We start from the raw sequence: 16823 nt of genomic DNA on the forward strand, positions 1-16823 counted from the left end.
ACCAATTTCGGGATAGCAAAGATACGAATAAACGAGGGCAATGTCAAATTTATTTGAACATTGCCGAGCGGGAGTATCTTCGACGAAGTCAAAGATACGAAAAGTCGGGCGCAGAAGCAAATTATTTCCAATTTTGCTTGACCCGGACAGAGCATCCGAGGCGAAACCGAAGACAAAAAGTCAGATCATACCGACCGCAGCGAACATCTTCCGGTAGAACTCCGCCTTCCATTCCACGGACCGGGGATAAGCGCGCGACGACGACGGCATACGGAAGAGCTGCATCCGGCGGCCGGCGTATTCGAACGGTGCGGAACCGCCGACAGCAGGACGCTGGCACCTGAGTTGCCCCACCAATGTTTCGGTCGCCTTCTCGCCCGTCGTCACGACGGCCCGGCATTCGGGCAGGCGATCCAGCAGACCGCACACGTCGGTCGGTCGCACGACTTGCAGGAAGTTGTCCGAGGCGTTGTCCCGAAGGCGGACGACTTCGCTGGCCGTATCGTAGAGCGCCAACCCGACCGTCCGGCAAAAAGCCATGATGCGTTCGCGGTCGAAATGCTTGGGATCGGCCAGGAAATGGGCCTTGTCGCCGAAAAAGAGCAGCCCCATGATCCGCCACATGTCGTTTTGAAGATTGGGGTAGAAGAATTCCATCGACCAGCGCACGCGCTTGGGCGGAAAGCTGCCCAGCATCAGCACGCGCGCGCCGTCGGGCAGGAACGGGGCGAGAGGATGAACCTCCGAAGACGGGTTATTCATAGAATCGGGGATCGAAATTTACCAGATAGAGTTTTTCGGTGGCGCGCGTCAGCGCCGTGTAGAGCCAGCGCAGCATGTCGCGGGTCATCGGTTCGTCGCCGAACAAGCAGCGGTCGACGAAGACCGCCCGCCACTGTCCGCCCTGCGCCTTGTGGCAGGTCACGGCGTAGGCGAACTTCACCTGTACGGCGTTGAAATGCGGATTTTCGCGGATTTCCTTATAACGTTTGATCTTGCTTTTCGTCTCGACATAGTCCTTTTCGACTTCGTAGAAGAGGCGGTTGCTCTCCTCGCGCGTGAGCGACGGCGATTCGGACTTGATGGTATCCAACAGGATTTTGCAACCGATCTCCATGTCGCCGTAATCGGCGAACGAGAGCACGGCGTCGGCGAAATGAAATCCGTAGAAATCCTCGAAGCGACGCAGGCGGACAAGCCGGGCGATGTCGCCGTTGGCGATGAAGTTCATCGCCCCCTGGGCATCCGCCGCCGCATAGTGGTAGTTGTTTTTCACGACCATCAGCATGTCGCCGCTCTCGATCTCCTCTTCGGCACTGAGAATATAACGGCGAATCCCTTCGTTGTAACGGTTCGCCCGCTTGTTCGACCGGGTGATGACGATCACCTCGTCGCGACCGTAACGGTCGAAGGCATCCTGCAACTTTTCCATGAAATCACCGCCCTCTACCGACTCGAAATCAGGGTAGTCCATTTCGAATTTCGGTATTTCGTAGATACGGTTTTCGAGCATGCAGCGCACCAGCGTAGCATTGAACAGAATACCCGACTGCATCTGCTGGCGCACCACCTCGTCCATCAGCCCGTAGACGACTTCGCCGTAGCGCGAAACCGTCGCCGGATCGAGCGCCGGACTGAAATCGCACCCGACGGGAGGCAGCTGCGCGCTGTCGCCGACCAGAATCAACCGGCAACCGCGTCCGCTGCGCACGTAACTCACCAGGTCTTCCAACAGCGATCCGCTGCCGAACAGTGCGCCGTCGCCCGTCGAATCGGAGAGCATCGAGGCTTCGTCCACGATGAAGACGGCACCTTGTTCCCTGTTGAAGTCGAGCGAGAATTTCGATTCGTAATCGGCGTTGGTGCGCTGGCGGTAGATGCGTTTGTGGATCGTAAGCGCCTGCTCCCCGCAGTAGCGGGCGAGCACTTTGGCCGCCCGTCCGGTCGGAGCGAGCAGCACGGGCTTTATTCTTAACTCTTTGAGCGCGGCAACTACCGCGGCGATCAACGTCGTCTTGCCCGTACCGGCAAAACCGTTCAGTACGAAAATCCGCGAAAAATCGTCGCCCGAGAGGTATTCCGATAAATTTTCTATGATTTTTTTTTGACTATTTGTTGCTTCGAAACAAATTTTGGCGTAAATTTGGGTCGCGATTGTCGTGTTAAACATTGCAGCGTTACCTTTTTAAACGGGATACAAACTTAAACAAATAATTGAAATGAAAAAAATCGTTCAACTGATTCTTGCCTTGGTGATCGTAGGTCTGGTATATGTCATCTACGATCAGATTTCGACACCCATCCGTTTTGAAAACGTGAAAAAAGCGAAGGAAGAGGCCGTTATCGAGCGCATCAAGGACATTCGTACCGCCGAACGTGCGTTCAAGTCCAAATACCAGCATTTTACGGGCGATTTCGATACGCTGATCAATTTCGTTCTCAACGATTCGATCGAGGGTCAGCGCCGTATCGTCGACGAGGACGACTCGGTGGCCATGGCACAGCTGAAAAAAGCCGGCAAGAAAAATATCGAAACCTTCACGGTAGCCGTTATCGACACGATCTTCGCACCGAAGAAGCTTTCGCCCGATCAGGTGAAGAATTTCCGCTACATACCGGGAACGAACAAGCAGGCCGAATTCACGATCGCAGCCGGCATGGTTACGACCGAGTCGAAGGTCGTCGTTCCGGTCGTCGAGGTCAAGGCCCCCTACGTGAAGTTCCTCGATACGGTTACGTTCCGTCAGGAAGTGATCAACCTCATCAAGGCTCCGGAGGTCGTCGCCTACGACAAGTATCCCGGAATCAAGTTCGGTTCGATGGAGGGTGCGAACAATGAAGCAGGCAACTGGGAGTAATTCCGCGACTCCTTCGAAAGAGATGTCCATCCGGCTTCGGTCGGGTGGACATTCTTTTCCGAAAGAGCTGCCGGCAGAGTATGCAGCTGCCGACCGCGTCGTATGTTCGGTACTGACGCACAAAACGCTGTTGGTACCGGCCGAGGTCTTCGAACGGGAATCGGCTCCGAACTACCTTGCGCTGGCGGGGCTCGGCTGTGCGGAGACGGAGTGTGCGGTATACAGCGATCCGCAACGGCAGCAGATCGCCGTAATGGCCGTCGACAAGGAGTGCCGCCGTCAATTGGCCGAGACGGCGGGCGATCGGGTGACCTTTACCTCTCCGCTGCTGTTTCAGCCGAAATTTGCGGGACAGGGCGCATGGCTGATCCATACCGACGGGCTGCTCTACATAAAGATTTACGACAACGTGCTGCGGCTGGCCGAAGTGGTACGGGCGCAGGGGACGGCCGACGTCCTCTATTACCTCGGCCGGCTCGACCGGACGTTTCCGCTCAAAACCTATCCGCTCTGCCTGTCGGGAAGCGACACGCTGGCCCGCCAGTTGCGGAAGTATTTCAGGGATGTACGATGCGAATAATCAGCGGCAGATACAAGGGTAGGGCGATCAACCCTCCGAAGAATTTGCGGGCGCGTCCCACGACGGACTTCGCCAAGGAGAACCTTTTCAACGTCCTGACCAATCTGGTCGATTTCGAACAGTGCGACGTACTCGACCTCTTCTCTGGCACGGGATCGATCAGCTACGAATTCGCTTCGCGCGGCGCTCGCAGCGTCACGGCAGTCGAAATCAACGCCGTGCACTACAACTTCATCCGGCAGACGGCGCGGGAGCTGGGATGCGAAACGATCTATCCAGTCAAGGCCAACGCCTTTCTCTACCTGAAAAGCTGCCCGAAACAGTTCGACATCGTCTTCTCCGACGCCCCGTACGATTTGGAAGGCAGCGGGGAAATCGTCCGGCTGGTGCTGGACAACGGGTTGTTGCGCGAAGGCGGTCTGCTGATCTTCGAACACTCCCGTAACATGGATTTTTCGGATCGAGACGCTTTCTGGCAATTAAGAAGTTACGGCAGCGTGCAATTTTCTTTCTTCAAAAAATAAAGGGAAGTATTGTATTTTCGAAAATTTGTACTACCTTTGCATTCGCAATCAGCAAAAGGTGTGTTAGTTCAGCTGGTTAGAATACGTGCCTGTCACGCACGGGGTCAGGGGTTCGAGTCCCCTACACACCGCTTGAAAAGATACCCTGATCTATTCGATCAGGGTATCTTTATACCTGTCAATCAAAATTCCGCATCTTCCCGTATCGAAATTCGACATCGCACAGCGCCGGCATCCCCGATACGCCATGTGGTGGCGGGGCACGACGGTTCCGCCGCCGGAAAATAGCAATACCGGTCGAAACGGACGTCGATGTATCAAGGGATTTCGGCGGACAGACTTTCGTCCGATCCCGAACCGGTCAAGCGGAGCGGAATGTTTTTTTCATGCCGCATCCATTCTCTCGACGCAAAAACTTTTTATCTTTGCAATGTGACAAATTTCCGGAAACTGATATTTTTCTCTGTCCTCGCGATTGTCCGTAACGGTATGGCGGCGCCACCCGACACGAACATCGATTCTTTGATCGAATACGCCGCTGCCCAAAGCCGAAAGGGGAACTTCGAAGAAGTGGTCGCTGCCGCCGGCCGCCTGCGCGCCCTCGGACGAATGGGAGACGACAAAGCCCGTTTGTATGGCCTGATCTACACCGGACACGTATTGGCGCGCGAAGTGAACGATTCCGTAAAACTCTATTACGGCAGAGCACGTGATCTGGCCCTCGCAGCGAAGGATTATCGGGCGCTGACCGCGATCGACAACGCGTTGGCCATCTACACTTCGGAGATGGAGATGAACTATCTCGGCGGGCTTTCCTATTTCATGGAAGCGCTCAAATACGCCGAACTGAGTCCCGACAAACAGGCCTATCCGGTCGTGCTCAATAACATCGCGATGGCGCACTACCTGCGCAATGACCCCAATGGGTTGAAGTATTCGCTTCAAGTCGTCGACATCGGAACTGCGAACGGCGATCCGCTGCTCCTCTATTCAGGATCTTTCGTAACGGCTTATATGTACTACTACTTGCAGGGCGATCCGGCGACGGCTCTCCGGTACATCGAAACGGCGCTCGCTGTCGGCGGAAACTACATCGAGTATGCCGAAGCATATAGCCTCTACGCGAATATACTGGCTGGACTCGGTCGTAAAAGCGAGGCGGAACGCTATTACAAACGTGCCGTCGCCCACGTAGGAAGTGAAAAAAGCAATACGCTGGCTTACCTCAATTATGGAAGTTACCTGATGGCGAACGGTTCGGTCGGTCGGGCCACGTCGGTTCTGGAAAAGGGGCTCGAATTCGTCAACAAGCGCAACAATGCGTTTTACCGCTACCAGCTCTACGAAAAGCTGTCGGAGGCATACGAATTGGCGGGCAGGCCGCAGAGAGCCCTCGACTACTATAAAAAATATCATGCCGAATTCGACAGCATCTTCAATATCGGCCGCGAGCGGGCGATCAACGAACTTCGCGTGCAATATGAATCCGAAAAACAGGAAAAGGAGTTGCGCGGAAAGGAACTAGACCTGCTGCGTGAAAGACAGAAACTGAACATCACGATTTTCACCGTAGCGGTTCTCGTCGGACTGCTCGCTGCGTTGTTCATCGCCTACCGTCGTAAAAATCAGCGCTACCGGCAAATCGTCAGACAGCAACACGAACTTATTCAGAAAGAAAAAACGATCAAGGAGCTGTACAGCCAATCGGAGGGAGGCAGGAAATATACCGTCTCCTCGCTTTCGGACGAAAAGGGGCAAGCGCTGTTTTCGGAATTCGAGAAACTGATGCGAACGGAAAAAATCTATCGGAGATCCGATATCACCGTCGATAAGATCGCCGACCGACTCGAAACGAACCGCACCTATTTGTCGAGAGCGATCAACGAGAACAGCGGAATGTCGTTTTCGCAATACATCAACTCGTGCCGCATCGACGAAGCCCGCCACATCCTCTCTGAAACCGATAACGACATACAGATAAAGGCGCTCGCCTACGAGCTGGGGTTCGCAACGCCGGAAACATTTTCCGCGACTTTCAAAAGATCGATCGGGATGCTGCCGACCAAATTCCGGAAAGAGATGAGGCGCATGTACAACGACGCGCAGGAGACGAATTGATCGTCGGCGGGAACGGGATTCCACGCCGCGAAACATCAATTTACGTTTCCCGACGTCGAATCCGTTTGCGCGTTTCCGCACGGCGGTCTAATTTTGTGTCGACAGCATTAAGTTATCCATAATAATTCCGTTTCTGCTATGACGACGCAACTCTTCCTCAAAAGGTTTTTCTTGCTGACAGCGCTTGTCGCTCTGACTTTGCCCCAGGGATGCGGCGACGATGATCCCGTCGATGATCCCGCTTCCAATACGAACACAGAACCGCAGCCTACGCCGGAACCGGAACCAGAACCGGAGCGACATGCCATAGAGTTTGCTCCTTCGTTCTCCGGTGCGACCGGCCATTCGCAGATCGGGGTATTCGCCTTCGATACGAGTACGAAGTGGGATGAATGGGCGCAGCCCGACCTCATGCACGACATACGGGTCGAAAAGGATGGGAGCGGCGTCTGGAACTACGATCCGATCGTGTATTGGCCGTCGGACGGATCCTTCGATTTCTCGTTCATGGCCTATGCTCCTTATGCAACGGCATCCAACGGACTTTCGGTCAGCGACGCATCTCATGTCGGAGCTCCCGTTCTGCGCTACGAAATGCCTTCGGCCACCGACTGTCATACCGATATTTGTCTTGCGACTCCGGTTCTGGATATCCGGAATCGCCAAGAAGCGGTCGGATTGGAGTTTCGATCCGTCATGTCGAAAATCGGATTCCGGATCAAAGGACAGGGCAACAAGGTTTCGAACATCGCGGTGCGAGGTATCCAGTGGCAGGGTGAAATCGCATTGAATGCCGACGATCAGGGATCGATGACCTGGACGCAGGTTTTGGACTTCTCGACGACCGAATACCAAGCGAAACTCAACTACGACGAAGGGCATGATTACGTGACCGCCACCGAAACCATGACAGACGTGACGGCCAAAGATGGATATCTCTATCTTATTCCTCAGAATATTACCTACAACGCCCGCATCGTTGTCACCGTCGACGGCGACAAACTCGGCTTTCCCTTCGTAGACATGGCCCAAATACTTCCGGGCAAGGAGTATATCATCGACCTCGAAATTCCGGGAAACAAGTTGCTCGACTATACGGACAACGCCATGCCGGCATTCCTGCTCGCTCCCACGGATGCGGCCGAAGCGGCCAACATCGACTGGAACGATGCGAAAGCGGCATGTGAAGCCTCCGGATATCGGCTGCCCACTTATAACGAAGGGCTGATGACGCTCTTTTACATGAACGGCATCGAGGGCAATAATCTCCGTTTCGCTTCCTACTGGACATCGACCACCTCGCTGGAAGATCCGACCGGAGAAAGCGCAATGGGGTACAACATCATGCCTTGGATGGGGCTTTACATGCCGAAAGCAGGCATAACGGCCGCACGATGCGTCAAAGACGTGCCTGAGGGAGGCAAGAAATATCCCTATGTCGATTCAACGCTTCCCGACGGTCCTGTCATCGTATCGCGTGACAACGACGGCGGTGTGATCCCTTCGGCTTTCAATGTGCTATACGATGCTGAGCGTCCGGTATTCCACGAGAATTGGACCACGACTCCGGATCACGACGGCAACACCGATGCCGATCGGATCTCCCGAAAGCTGCAAGTCGCCAATACGGACGCGACCGCAGGAAAAGTCGTATGGAGCGGATTCTCGTGTCCCGAAGGTTGGCGGAAACCTACCATGATGGAGATGGCGCTTATCTTCACGATGGGCGGAGCGCCCGAAAGTTCCTACGGTGCCGACAATGCGCCCGTAACCGAAACGCCGTTATACAAGGTGGAAGGATTCACTCCGTTGAATGCCGACTACTATTGGGTAGCCAGCATGTCCGCCGGACGTGGCGGCCGAAATCCGGCGACATGGTCATTCGGCCCGACGCCCCGCAGCGGTCTCGGAACCATCGTAGGCCCCGATGCCAACTACGTGCGATGCGTTCGGGACATCGAATAACCGCGGTTGCCAACATACCCGCCCTGCCCGTAACTCCTTCGAGAATCGGGCGGGGCGGTTTGCAAAGCAGCGGAAAATCGACGAAGCACGGATCGGAGCACAAAAATATTTGCATTTTCGAATTTTTGTATTACCTTTGCACTCGCAATGAACAAAACGGTGCGTTAGTTCAGCTGGTTAGAATACGTGCCTGTCACGCACGGGGTCAGGGGTTCGAGTCCCCTACGCACCGCCAGAAGAGACACGGAAGAATTCCATCCAATTCTTCCGTGTCTTTCATTTAGAACGATTCCTAATCCCATCTTGTCTTCCAACACGAAATCCGCAATTCTAAAAAGATACAGCTTTTGTAAGGATTTCTGAGACACTGCTAAATCAACCGAGTCTTATCGCCGGCAGAACGGCTGCCGCCATACCGTCAGCGGGTGGGTGCGACCGACGCCTCGGCTGCATGAAAATTTCGTGCAGTAAACAATCGGCAGGCTCATCGGTTCGCCTTTGCAGGGAACAACTGCCCGTCGGCGTACCGATCAATTCCACGAACACCAACCGGCTCTTGCAGGATTCGAACGAGATCTCAGGATCGGTCAGTTGACCACATCTTTGCCCTGATAATCCGAGAAACGCTGCGAGAGATACTCCGCTTCCCGCTGGCGGCGAAGCTCCCGGTGGAACTCTTCGAGCGCCTCGTTATAACGCCGCGTATGCTCGGCCACGGAGAATTTGAGGATACGGATATAGGAATCGAAAAACCCGGCGAATTCGCTTTTCCGGCATTGCAGACATTCGATCGAGAAGAGAACGGCTTCGGGGCGCAGCAAGATTTTGACCATCCGTGTCGAACTCATCACCTCCTGCGCCATACGTGTCATCAACTCGTCGTTCAGCTCCGAACGTTTGCGTCCGAACCCGATATGCAATTCGAAGTAGTGCTCTTTGATATGAAGTACATACTTCATGTTGTCGAGCAGAAACAACACGTCGCCGTCGGCATCCTCCTCGGGATCGAGGCCGCGCGCTTTCAGAAACGACAGCACCCAGCGGCGGGAAAGGAGTTGCCGCTTCCGGTATTCGCGGTATCCCAACGCGGTGCCGACACCGATCAGAAGCACGACCGCCGCTCCCCCGAAAACGGCAGCGACCGGCCCCGAACCCGAACAGGCGGCCGCCAACGCCGCCGCTACCAGAAATACGACGGCGAAATGCGCTCGGTATCTTTTGAGCCGCGCACGAAATATTTGAAAACGAGATGCAACCGACTGTTCCATTACAATTCGGGGATTGCTTGCAAATATAGCAAAAAAGAGACCGATCGTGAAAGGATCGGCCCCGAATTTTCAGCCGAACGCCCGATCACTTCGCGGCGATCAGCGACCGGATATTCTGAATGAGCATGGCCACGGCCACCGAGTTGAATCCGCCTTCGGGAATGATGACGTCGGCATACTTCTTCGACGGTTCGACGAACTCCTCGTGCATCGGCTTGACGGTGGTGATATACTGATTGATGACCGACTCCATCGTCCGGCCGCGTTCGCAGACGTCGCGCAGGATGCGGCGCGCCAGGCGCACGTCGGCATCCGTATCGACATAGACCTTGATGTCCATCAACTCGCGCAGGGCCTTGTTCTCGAAGATCAGGATGCCGTCGACGATGATTACTTTCGATGGCTTCACGGCGACCGTCTCGGGCAGACGGTCGTGCTCGACGAACGAATAGACCGGATGCGAAATCGGCACATTGTTTTTCAGCGCACGGATATGTTCCACCATCATGTGGGTGTCGAACGCCTGCGGGTGATCGTAATTGAGCTTCGTGCGCTCCTCGTAGGTCAGTTCGGGATGCGCCTTGTAGTAGTAGTCGTGGCACAGCGTGGCGACGTCGTCGTCCTTGAACGCCTCCTGCAACCGCTTGACGAGCGTACTCTTGCCGGAACCCGTTCCGCCGGCAACGCCGATGATCGTAACGTCCATGATAAAATCGTTTATTGAGGGTCATACAAAAGAGGAGCCGCCCCGCAGGGGCAACTCCTCCTTTCAATCGGACTACGCGTCGATATTGGCGTAGGTGGCGTGGCGTTCGATGAACTCGCGCCGGGGCGGCACGTCGTCGCCCATGAGCATCGAGAAGACGCGGTCGGCCTCGGCTGCGTTCTCGATCGACACCTGCCGCAGGATGCGCGTATCGGGATTCATCGTGGTCTCCCACAACTGCACGTCGGACATCTCGCCCAAACCTTTGTAACGCTGGATGTGCACGCCCTTGCCGAATTCGGCCGAGATCTTGTCGCGCTCCTCCTCCGTCCAGCAATAGCGTTCCTGCTTGCCCTTCTTGACCAGATAGAGCGGCGGGGTAGCGATATAGACGTGGCCGTTCTCGATCAGTTCCTTCATCTTGCGGAAGAAGAACGTCAGCATCAGCGTGGCGATGTGGCTTCCATCGACGTCGGCATCGGTCATGATGATGATCTTGTCGTAACGCAACTTTTCCAGATTGAGCGCCTTGCTGTCCTCCTCCGTCCCGATCGTGACGCCGAGCGCCTGGAACATGTTCTTGATCTCCTCGTTCTCCCACATCTTGTGCTCCTGCGCCTTCTCCACGTTGAGAATCTTACCGCGCAGCGGCATGATCGCCTGGAAGTTACGGTCTCGGCCCTGCTTAGCCGTTCCGCCTGCCGAGTCACCCTCGACGAAGAAAATCTCGGCGATCGACCGGTCGCGGCTCGAACAGTCGGCCAGCTTGCCCGGCAGACCGGCGCCCGACAGCGGCGTCTTGCGCTGCACGGCTTCGCGCGCCTTGCGCGCCGCATGGCGCGCCTGTGCCGCCAGCACCACCTTGCCCACGATCGCCTTGGCATCCTTCGGATTCTCCTCCAAGTAGTTGGCCAGCGCCTCCGAAACGGCCTGATCTACCGATGCGGCCACCTCGTCGTTGCCCAGTTTGGTCTTGGTCTGCCCCTCGAACTGCGGCTCGGCGACCTTCACCGAAATGACGGCCGTAAGCCCCTCGCGGAAGTCGTCGCCGCTGATGTCGAACTTCAACTTGGCGAGCATCCCCGAATCGTCGGCGTACTTTTTGAGCGTACGCGTCAGCGCCCGGCGGAAGCCCGTGAGGTGCGTACCGCCTTCGATCGTATTGATGTTGTTGACATACGAATGGACGTTCTCCGAGAACGAATCGTTGTACTGCATGGCCACTTCGACCGGCACGCCGTTCTTTTCGGTATCGAGATAGATGATCGATTCGATGATCGGCTCGCCGCGCGTGGCGTCGAGATATTGCACGAACTCCTTCAAACCGTCTTTCGAATGGAAGGTCTCGCTGAGGTAACCTCCCTGCTCGTCCTTCACCCGCTTGTCGGTGATCGTGAGCTGAATACCCTTGTTCAGGAACGCCAGTTCGCGCAGGCGGTTCGACAGAATTTCGTACTTGTACTCCGTCGTATGCGTGAAAATCTCGCCGTCGGGTTTGAAAGTGATCGTCGTACCGCGGTCCGAACATTCGCCGACGATCTCCAATTTGGAGGTGGGCACGCCCTTGCTGAACGTCTCGCGGTATATCTTGCCGTCGCGATGCACTTCGGCGATCAGCAGCGTCGACAGGGCGTTGACGCACGACACGCCGACGCCGTGCAGACCGCCCGACACCTTGTAACTGCCCTTGTCGAACTTACCGCCTGCATGGAGCACGGTCAGCACGACCTCCAACGCCGACCGGCCCTCCTTTTCGTGGTAGTCGGTCGGGATGCCGCGGCCGTTGTCCCGCACGGAGACCGAACCGTCTTCGTTGATCGTCACTTCGATATCCGTGCAATAGCCGGCCAACGCCTCGTCGATCGAGTTGTCGACCACCTCGTATACCAGGTGATGGAGTCCCTTCTCGCCGATGTCGCCGATGTACATGGCCGGACGCTTGCGCACGGCCTCCAGCCCTTCCAGCACCTGGATGCTCGACGCGGAATACTCCTTTTCCGGTCTGTTCACTTCTTCACTCATTCCTATATTGTTAAATTAACGTACAAATATACGATTTTTTTGCGATACCTGCAAGCCTCCGGACAAGATCGGCGGGCTTTTCGCAGGGTCAAATCCGCCCCAGAAGCGCCTGCATGTCGACCTCCTTGACGCGCCCTTTTTCGAAGACGAGCGTGCGGGCCGGATACTCCTCGATGAGATTCGTGTTGTGCGTCGACATCACCACCGCACAACCGCTCCGCGCGATCGTGAGGAACAACCGCATGATCCCGTCGGCCGTCACGGGATCGAGGTTTCCCGTCGGTTCGTCGGCCAGCAGCAGGCGGGGCTTGTTGAGCAGGGCGCGGGCGATCACCAGGCGTTGCTGCTCTCCGCCCGAAAGCTCGAACGGCATCTTGTAGTGCTTGGCTTCCAGCCCGACCAGTTGCAGTACTTCGTCGATACGGCGTCGGATTTCCGCTTCGGCTCGCCAGCCTGTGGCCCGCATCACGTAGTAGAGGTTCTGGAACACGTTGCGGTCGGTCAACAACTGATAGTCCTGGAAGACGATGCCGATCTTCCGGCGCAGATAGGGTATCTGCCGGCGGCGCAGTTTCCGCAGATCGAAACCCACGACGCACCCTTCGCCGACCAAGAGCTGGACATCCGCATACAATGTTTTCAGCAAGGTACTCTTTCCGCTCCCCACACGGCCGATCAGATAGACGAACTCGCCCTCTTCGACCGAGAAGTCGACCTCCGAAAGTACCAGCTCGCCCGAGCGCACCAGCCGTTCGGCCGACTGCCTGCCGAACGGATTTTCGGCATGATAGATCGCGACGTCCCGCAACTCGATAACGCGTTTTCCGCTCATAAACAGCTTCCTTAGTTAAAACAAGGTCAAAGATAATGTTTTTTCGCGGGATCGGGGATGTTTCTCCGCAAAAAAAGCGCCGCCTTCGTTCCGCGTGCCGGCCGGCATGCATTCGGCGATAATGCGGATAAATTTGCTTTTGTCCCCGATTTGTATTATCTTTGCATTGTATTTCAATGGAACTTTCCCGCGAAAGTCCCGTCCGAGAAGAGGGGATGACCGGTTTTGACAGCAGGTAGAGTTCGATTGTAAGCACGTCGAGCGCTGTGCGGCAGCTCGTAAATCCCGACGCTCAACGTACAAATGGCAACAACAGCTATGCACTCGCTGCCTAATTTTCAGAGAAAATTGGCTTAATCGCCGGGCCCAAGGAGGTTCGGCGACGAGTATCCCGAAGGGTAGTTCCGCTCTTTAACCGCTCTTCATACGGGGTATCGTTCATTTAGAGATAGTACGGTGCAACGCCTCGGGCGCCGTGCGAAACAAAGAGGCTGGGACTTGGGTTAGGCCGCCGCCTGCCGGGCTCAAGTAGAAGGACGAAACGGTCGGCTAAACGTGTAGAAAGCAGTTGGGTTCCTTGTTTGGACGCGGGTTCGACTCCCGCCATCTCCACCAAAGTACCGGAAACGAAAAGTGCAAAACCCTGCAAAATATTCATTTGCAGGGTTTTGTGTTTTCAAGAACAACGCCGCAAAATGTAAAAAAACGCATATTACCTGTGGTCTATTCGGACTGCCCTTTTTCCCATCGCTATATAGGGTCTCATACAGTGCCGTCCCGTAGGATATTGGCTGTTTTTGACCGGTTCCTTCCTGCCGTCCGAACAGGCCGCCGGCAACTGACGATATATCGTTTTTTCATTTTCGCGGAATGCTTTTACGGATTATCGACCGACAGGGAAAACATTCCGGCCGGGAATCTGTATTTTTGGGGCTGGCTCGCCCGAAACGGGATCGACTGCCCGATGTGAATTTCGTCGAAGCGCGACGATAAAAGAAGAGGAGGACGGATAAGTCCTCCTCTCTTTTTCAGTTCGGGATATGGCGTATGGAAAGGCGTACGGCACATTCAATGCAAAGCCATTCGGAAGGGCCTCCGGAATCACTCCGTCCGTCCACCGATCTCTTTCTTCCGCGACGTCGCCGGACGGAGTTACCTGATCGTAAAACCGAACGACACGCCTACCTTCGTCGGTCCGAAGTAGTTCTTATGCCCCCGACCGAGGTGACGTCCGCATTTCTTCCAAACGTAGCGGTCGTAATCCGAACGAAGATAGCCCAAAGCTGCCGTAGCCTCGACGCTCCAATTTTTTCCGAGGGGCCATCTGTACCCGTATGCCACACCCGCCCCATACAGGGCCCCCTGGTATCTCCGGTCGCTCATGCCCAGAAACTTCATGCCTCCGACATTGAAATCGGCATACAGAAGATGCACGCCCAGAAAATGCCCTTCGAAACGGTTGCGGAACCAATGCCGGATTTCGGGTTGTATCATCCAGAATTTGAATTTCCGATTGTCGCTGAATGTCCAGGGATTATATCCCGCATCGATCTCGAACGTAATCCTCGGAGTCAACCCCATCTCAAAACCTGCATTGAGGGACGCGGTAGTCCAATAAAGCGCATTCGTCTTGACTTCCAGCAGGGGAAGAGCCGCCTCCGGTTCGGCCGGTGGTTCCTGGGCAGCAGCCCTGCCTCCCGATACGACTCCCAAACACAGCGAAATACAGAATATATACCTCTTCATCCTTTCGTTTTTTATCTCCCAGTTTACATACGGCGAACGGCCGCAGCCGCCGTGGACACTCATTCCTGCTCGCATACCTGCTCCACGATCCAGGCCCACAAGTTGGCAGTCAACCGGTCGAAATCCGACGTTACAGATCCATTCGCATTGGCCTGAGAACTCAATCGTCCGTTCTGATTCAAATTGGCGTCGCCATGATATACGATGCGATCCTGACGGTTGACCCCGACGATCATCGCCTTTTCATAGCCGACCGCATCGCTGACCACCAACGGAGTCACCCCCGCCGGATAATTCAAACAATAGCCCGCATAATCGTCGGCTCGCGCGATCGGCGCATTCTCGGCTACCGTACCGAAGGGCGAAGTGAAGAACCGTCTATTGCCGTCCGTCTGCGCCGCCCGCTTGAACTTACCCCCGACGGCCGGACTCTGGTTATAGTACTTCCACGTCCCGTCCGCAGTCAGGTAGCTGCGTAGATTGGCATTGGTCGCATCGGTGTCGGTACCGACGATCAATACCCGATTCGGACTGCTTCGCAACCATGAAAGTACGACCTTGGCCAGTTCGTCCGAGATCGGGCTATTGTAGGTCAGATAGATGACGTCCTGAGTATTGATCGTATTCTTCACGTTCTGGAATATATCGGAGCCGGAACCCGTACTCGTAGTCTGTATCTCCGCACGGGATGCCTCCATGAAGGAGAATCCCCCGACGATCACCGTACCGGAAGGAGAAAAGTTCTTCGCATTGTCCAATATCCTACGCAGCGGCTGTCCGCTCGCCGCAGCGGGATTGTTCGTCCCGAACGACCCTACCTCCGTGACAGATAACACCCGAATGAAACGCTTGCGGTATTTTTCCGGACTCTCCTGCTTTACCGAAACATCCAAAGTCCAGCGACCGGCCGTTATCCTCAATCCGGCCGTCGCCTCGCTCTGCGTACGATTGTCCCCTGTCGTGGTAAAGATCAGCCGCGTGACGGTCTCGGCATCATCGGAATTCCGAGCGATCGCGACCGTAAAACCGCCGCTATCCGGCAGTGAAGCGCCGACACCGGATACTGCGCTACCGACAGGAGTGCCGGAAGTATCCAGCCATTGAATCGCATAGGGTACCGTCGTCTGAACATCCACGGTATCGACTCTTCCCGCCTGATAGCCCAGCGTCACGTTGCGGGACGACAAGCCGAAATAGTTGTCTCCCTCGAAATACATCTCGGTCGTAAAATTCTCCCACGGACGTATCTCAGCGACGATGCCCGTCGCACGATTCACGGCCGCCAGCGCAGGATCGCTCCAACCGGGGCCGGTCACCTTCCTGATTCGGAAAACGTACCGGTAATTCCTCAATATCTGACCGAACGGATGTCCTTCGAGGCCAGGATTGAAATCTATCCGGTAATAAGTAGGGGAGGACCCTCCGTCGTAATACCCGCCCACGACGATGCAGGTCGCCTCGGTCAGCTGAGCCGACGGATCGGTCTCTCCGTCGGCTTCGGGAAGATAGATCCCGGCAATCGAAACGGGATTCGATTCGCCCGCCGTCGTTACGATCGGAGTCTGCGACTTTACGGCTCCTGCAAATACCGACGGCGCAGCAACCCGAGGGGATTCCTCATCGACGGCTTCGTCGGGTGCGATTTGGATTTTGTCGTTCGCGCGGTATACGCGGACGCTCTCGATCCGTAGCGGCCGCGAATCCGCCGCCAAGTCCTTCTCCACATCGACCCGGGCTGCCGCACGCAGCATCTTGACACTGTAACGGTTCTCCCTGTCAGCTTCCAGTCCGGACGGAATGACGATCTGACCGTACATGGGCAGACTCCGTAGGGATTCTCCGAACGAACATCCCGTTCCGGCTTTGACATCGGCTTCCGAATTGCCCGGCGAAGGCGCGTAAACGGCAAACGCATCGCCGTAATTGCCGACCAGCATCAGTTTGACCGGATTGGGTGTACTGAGGAGTTTGGCTTGAAACAGAACGCCGGTGCCGCTCGATTGGAGTTGTTCCGCTTCCACCATATAGTGATACGCATATCCGCTTTCGTTCCGTTCGAATACGAGTATCCTCATCTCCTCGATCCGATTTTCCGTCTCGTCGGATGCCTTTTCGACTTTCGTGCGCTTCTCGGGGAAGGCCGATTGCGGCAAACTAACCGTCAGGCGTATCGGTACTCCGCCGTCCGGATAACGTTCCAACAC

At 55.7% G+C, this 16823-nt stretch carries 13 protein-coding genes, 2 tRNA genes and 1 other RNA gene; 8 read left to right on the plus strand and 8 right to left on the minus strand.

What is annotated here, in order from left to right; genetic code table 11:
- Window positions 1–180 precede the first annotated feature (180 nt).
- Both FMF02_RS11695 and FMF02_RS11700 read right to left on the minus strand, forming a co-directional pair.
- A complete protein-coding gene (locus FMF02_RS11695; protein WP_141413272.1) occupies window positions 181–762 on the minus strand; it encodes a uracil-DNA glycosylase family protein in 582 nt (193 codons plus the stop codon).
- On the minus strand, window positions 755–2170 hold the full coding sequence (locus FMF02_RS11700; protein ID WP_141413273.1) for an ATP-dependent DNA helicase: 1416 nt from the start codon (window positions 2168–2170) through the stop codon (window positions 755–757). The genes FMF02_RS11695 and FMF02_RS11700 overlap by 8 nt, the downstream gene beginning before the upstream one ends.
- Window positions 2171–2219: 49 nt before the next feature.
- On the opposite strand from FMF02_RS11700, the gene FMF02_RS11705 reads away from it, so the two are divergent.
- The 7 genes from FMF02_RS11705 to FMF02_RS11735 all read left to right on the plus strand — a co-directional run bounded on the left by FMF02_RS11705 (window position 2220) and on the right by FMF02_RS11735 (window position 8280).
- Complete coding sequence (locus tag FMF02_RS11705) at window positions 2220–2858, plus strand: hypothetical protein (protein WP_019129576.1); 639 nt, start codon at window positions 2220–2222, stop codon at window positions 2856–2858.
- Between the two features lie 22 nt (window positions 2859–2880).
- Window positions 2881–3438: a hypothetical protein gene (locus tag FMF02_RS11710; protein ID WP_019129575.1), complete on the plus strand. Its 558-nt coding sequence runs from the start codon at window positions 2881–2883 to the stop codon at window positions 3436–3438.
- On the plus strand, window positions 3429–3962 hold the full coding sequence (locus FMF02_RS11715) for an RsmD family RNA methyltransferase (RefSeq protein ID WP_026074731.1): 534 nt from the start codon (window positions 3429–3431) through the stop codon (window positions 3960–3962). Before FMF02_RS11710 ends, FMF02_RS11715 begins: the two co-directional genes overlap by 10 nt.
- Window positions 3963–4019: 57 nt before the next feature.
- A tRNA-Asp gene (locus tag FMF02_RS11720) sits at window positions 4020–4093 on the plus strand.
- A 358-nt stretch (window positions 4094–4451) separates the two neighbouring features.
- Window positions 4452–6080, plus strand: a complete 1629-nt coding sequence (locus FMF02_RS11725; RefSeq protein ID WP_162502306.1) for a helix-turn-helix domain-containing protein — start codon at window positions 4452–4454, stop codon at window positions 6078–6080.
- Window positions 6081–6218: 138 nt separating this feature from the next.
- Window positions 6219–8045, plus strand: a complete 1827-nt coding sequence (locus FMF02_RS11730) for a fimbrillin family protein (RefSeq protein ID WP_141413275.1) — start codon at window positions 6219–6221, stop codon at window positions 8043–8045.
- 158 nt (window positions 8046–8203) lie between these two features.
- Window positions 8204–8280 (plus strand) — tRNA-Asp (locus FMF02_RS11735).
- 352 nt (window positions 8281–8632) lie between these two features.
- Here the strand turns inward: FMF02_RS11735 and FMF02_RS11740 are convergent.
- The 4 genes from FMF02_RS11740 to FMF02_RS11755 all read right to left on the minus strand — a co-directional run bounded on the left by FMF02_RS11740 (window position 8633) and on the right by FMF02_RS11755 (window position 12873).
- Window positions 8633–9313 carry a hypothetical protein gene (locus FMF02_RS11740; protein ID WP_141413276.1) on the minus strand — a complete coding sequence of 227 codons (681 nt, stop codon included), beginning with the start codon at window positions 9311–9313 and terminating at the stop codon, window positions 8633–8635.
- 85 nt (window positions 9314–9398) lie between these two features.
- Window positions 9399–10019 (minus strand): uridine kinase, encoded by a 621-nt coding sequence (gene udk / locus FMF02_RS11745; RefSeq protein WP_019129570.1) that lies wholly within the window; start codon window positions 10017–10019, stop codon window positions 9399–9401.
- Window positions 10020–10091: 72 nt separating this feature from the next.
- The gene (gene gyrB / locus FMF02_RS11750; protein ID WP_019129569.1) at window positions 10092–12041 is read right to left on the minus strand and encodes a DNA topoisomerase (ATP-hydrolyzing) subunit B; all 1950 of its coding nucleotides are present in this window, start codon (window positions 12039–12041) and stop codon (window positions 10092–10094) included.
- An 88-nt stretch (window positions 12042–12129) separates the two neighbouring features.
- Window positions 12130–12873 (minus strand): cell division ATP-binding protein FtsE, encoded by a 744-nt coding sequence (locus FMF02_RS11755; RefSeq protein WP_026074730.1) that lies wholly within the window; start codon window positions 12871–12873, stop codon window positions 12130–12132.
- Between the two features lie 211 nt (window positions 12874–13084).
- On the opposite strand from FMF02_RS11755, the gene ssrA reads away from it, so the two are divergent.
- Window positions 13085–13488: a transfer-messenger RNA gene (ssrA, locus tag FMF02_RS11760) on the plus strand.
- 537 nt (window positions 13489–14025) lie between these two features.
- Here the strand turns inward: ssrA and FMF02_RS14030 are convergent.
- Together FMF02_RS14030 and FMF02_RS11770 are read right to left on the minus strand one after the other, a co-directional pair.
- The gene (locus tag FMF02_RS14030) at window positions 14026–14694 is read right to left on the minus strand and encodes a DUF3575 domain-containing protein (RefSeq protein ID WP_317129844.1); all 669 of its coding nucleotides are present in this window, start codon (window positions 14692–14694) and stop codon (window positions 14026–14028) included.
- Window positions 14679–16694, minus strand: a complete 2016-nt coding sequence (locus tag FMF02_RS11770; RefSeq protein ID WP_244611576.1) for a hypothetical protein — start codon at window positions 16692–16694, stop codon at window positions 14679–14681. The genes FMF02_RS14030 and FMF02_RS11770 overlap by 16 nt, the downstream gene beginning before the upstream one ends.
- Between the last annotated feature and the right edge of the window lie 129 nt (window positions 16695–16823).

The sequence above is a fragment of the Alistipes communis genome (assembly GCF_006542665.1).
In the GTDB taxonomy this organism is placed as follows: domain Bacteria; phylum Bacteroidota; class Bacteroidia; order Bacteroidales; family Rikenellaceae; genus Alistipes; species Alistipes communis.